General features: G+C 66.7%; 5 protein-coding genes. All 5 read right to left on the bottom strand.

The window, feature by feature from the left end; genetic code table 11:
- Positions 1–65: 65 nt before the first annotated feature.
- Positions 66–890, bottom strand: coding sequence for a 2,3,4,5-tetrahydropyridine-2,6-dicarboxylate N-succinyltransferase (gene dapD, locus JOZ79_RS01555; protein WP_294069641.1), 825 nt, complete (start codon positions 888–890; stop codon positions 66–68).
- A complete protein-coding gene (locus tag JOZ79_RS01560; protein ID WP_294069644.1) occupies positions 887–1,558 on the bottom strand; it encodes a pyrimidine 5'-nucleotidase in 672 nt (223 codons plus the stop codon). Before JOZ79_RS01560 ends, dapD begins: the two co-directional genes overlap by 4 nt.
- Positions 1,559–1,604: 46 nt before the next feature.
- Complete coding sequence (locus tag JOZ79_RS01565) at positions 1,605–1,892, bottom strand: hypothetical protein (RefSeq protein ID WP_294069646.1); 288 nt, start codon at positions 1,890–1,892, stop codon at positions 1,605–1,607.
- A 49-nt stretch (positions 1,893–1,941) separates the two neighbouring features.
- Positions 1,942–2,301, bottom strand: a complete 360-nt coding sequence (locus JOZ79_RS01570; protein WP_294069649.1) for an iron-sulfur cluster assembly accessory protein — start codon at positions 2,299–2,301, stop codon at positions 1,942–1,944.
- The coding region (locus JOZ79_RS01575) for an iron-sulfur cluster assembly protein (RefSeq protein WP_294069652.1) at positions 2,298–2,481 on the bottom strand (184 nt) is incomplete at its 5' end. The genes JOZ79_RS01575 and JOZ79_RS01570, both read right to left, overlap by 4 nt.

Consider the following 2,481-nt stretch of genomic DNA (forward strand, 5'->3'; position numbering starts at 1 on the left):
GACCGGCAGCTGCGCCTGCGCCGCAGCCGCGAGCAACGCCAGGACAAGGCCTGCAATCGCGCGCATCAGTCGCGCAGCAGCTCGTTGATGCTCGTCTTCGAGCGCGTTCGCTCGTCGACCTGCTTGACGATGACCGCGCAGGCGAGGCTCGGGCCGCCGTCCTTGCCGGGAAGGGTTCCCGGCACGACGACCGAGTAAGGGGGGACCCGGCCGTAGCGAATCTCGCCGGTCGCCCGGTCGACGATCTTGGTCGACGCGCCGAGGAACACGCCCATCGACAGGACCGATCCCTGTTCGACCACGACGCCTTCCGCCACTTCCGAGCGGGCGCCGATGAAGCAATCATCCTCGATGATCACCGGCCCGGCCTGAAGCGGCTCGAGCACGCCGCCGATCCCGGCGCCGCCGGAGATATGGACGTTGCGGCCGATCTGCGCGCAGCTGCCGACCGTCGCCCAGGTGTCGACCATCGTGCCCTCGCCCACCCGCGCGCCGATGTTGACGAAGCTCGGCATCAGGACAGCGCCGGGCGCGATGTAGGCGCCGCGCCGGACGATCGCACCGGGTACCGCGCGGAAGCCGGAATCGGCGAACTCGCGCTCGCCCCAGCCGGCGAACTTTGATGGCACCTTGTCCCACCAATGAGCGCCGCCGGGCCCGCCCGCGATCGCCTCCATCGGGTTCAGCCGGAACGACAACAGGACCGCTTTCTTGAGCCACTGGTGAACGGTCCAGTCGCCATCCACTTTCTCGGCGATCCGCGCATCGCCAGTATCGAGCAATGCAATCGCGGCATCGACCGCCTGGCGCACCTCGCCCCTCGTCGACGCGCCGATCGCATCGCGCCGTTCCCAACCGTCCTCGATGATCGCCTGCAGCTGGTCCGTCATTCGCCTGTCCCCGTGATGCTTTCGAGCCATTCTGCGACATCGGTGATGCGATGGTCGGCGATGCCCTCTTCGAAGCCGTGATTGCCGCGCTCGGAGCCGTTGTCGACCCATATCGTGGTCATCCCGAGCGCCTTGGCGGGCGCCAGGTTCTGGATCATGTCGTCGGCAAGAAGGGCGCGCTTCGGATCGATCCCGAAGCGGTCGCACAGCAATTCATAGCCGTGGGGGTCGGGCTTTGGCCGATAATCGTTGGCGTGGATGTCGTGCAGGCCGTCGAAATGACCGTGGATGCCGATCCGTTCGAGCACGCGGCGCGCATAAGGCGCGTCACCGTTGGTGAAGACGATCTTGCGGCCGGGAAGCGCCTCAAGCGCTCGGCCAAGGCGCGGGTTGGCGTTGACCCGGTCGAGCGAGATGTCGTGCACGTCGGCGAGGAAGTGGTCGGGATCGACGGACTGTTCCCTCATCAAGCCGGCGAGCGTCGTCCCGTGCACATGGAAATGCGCCTTTTGCACGCGGCGCGCTTCCTCCGGGCCGCAGCTCAAGAGGCGCTGGATGTAGGCGCCCATCCGCTCGTCGATCAGGTCGAACAGCCCCGCCGACGCCGGATAGAGGCAATTGTCGAGATCGAAGATCCAGTCGCGGATGTGGCCGAAGGCGGTGTCCATCGCCGCGGTTCCTAGCGGCGCCTGAGCCGGACGGCGAGTACCGGTGCTAGCGGTGGCCGCCGCCGAAGCCGTAGCCGGCAATGATCGGCGCCTGGCAGCCGTCGACGCGGCGGTCCACCGCCATGTACATGTCCGCCAGCGGAAGCTCGTTGAGGTTGCGGGCCTGGAGCCGACCACCGCGCCGCGCGGCTTCGGTACGACTGGTCGGCGGGCAGAGCTTGCCGATTGGTTCGATGGGGTTGACCACCGGCATCCTGTCCGTCGGCTGCGCGGGCGTCGCGGCTCCCGCGGCGGTGGCAAGGATCGCCGCGCTTGCAAGGAACAACAGACGCATGGTCGCTCTCCTTCGAGGAGAGCCCCTTATCAGACTCGCGCGATTCGGTTCAAACCGTGAAGCTCTCTCCGCAGCCGCAGGAGCCCTTCGCGTTCGGGTTGTCGAACACGAAGCCGGCCGCAAAATCATCTTCGCGCCAGTCCATTATGGAGCCGACGAGGTAAAGAACGGACGGACCATCGACGTAGAGGGTGCCGTCGGGAGTGACGATCTTCTCGTCGAAGGGCTGCTCCTCGGTCACATAGTCGACCGAGTAAGCGAGGCCGGAACAGCCGCGGCGAGGAGTCGACAGCTTGACGCCAATGGCCGCGTCGGGCGCGCGTGCCATCAGCTCCGCGATGCGGGCTTCGGCGCCCGCTGTCAGCGTAATCGCGGCTGGGCGGGCACGAACCCTGGTTTCCTTGTTCATAGCATTCCCAGTTCGAGGCGGGCTTCGTCGCTCATCTTCGACGGGTCCCATGGCGGATCCCAGACGACGTTGACGACGGAATCGCGGATGCCGGGGACCGACAGGACACGGAGTTCGACTTCATTGGGCAGCGATTCCGCGACCGGGCAGTGCGGCGTCGTCAGCGTCATGGTGATGGTC

Origin of the sequence: Sphingomonas sp. (assembly GCF_019242355.1) — a bacterium.
Taxonomy (GTDB): domain Bacteria; phylum Pseudomonadota; class Alphaproteobacteria; order Sphingomonadales; family Sphingomonadaceae; genus Sphingomicrobium.